Raw genomic sequence first — 218 nt, 5'->3', positions numbered from 1 at the left:
GCGGGTGTAGTTTAATGGTAAAACAAGAGCCTTCCAAGCTCTGGTCGTGAGTTCGATTCTCATCACCCGCTCCAATTTTGGGCCTATAGCTCAGCTGGTTAGAGCGCACGCCTGATAAGCGTGAGGTCGATGGTTCGAGTCCATTTAGGCCCACCATTTTTCGTGAAATAACACTTGACATTTTAAGTTTAAGTTGTTATGATGAAAAAGTTGCTCTT

2 tRNA genes are annotated in these 218 nt (G+C 44.5%); both read left to right on the top strand.

Going from position 1 to position 218, the window contains the following annotated elements:
• Nucleotides 1–74 (top strand) — tRNA-Gly (locus WD019_RS21860).
• Between the two features lie 5 nt (nt 75–79).
• Nucleotides 80–156 (top strand) — tRNA-Ile (locus tag WD019_RS21855).
• Nucleotides 157–218 lie beyond the last annotated feature (62 nt).

This window comes from Fictibacillus sp. Mic-4 (assembly GCF_049843615.1).
GTDB lineage: Bacteria > Bacillota > Bacilli > Bacillales > Fictibacillaceae > Fictibacillus_A > Fictibacillus_A gelatini.
Note: the sequence above shows the minus strand (reverse complement) of the source record. Positions and strands in the feature narration are given on the sequence as shown.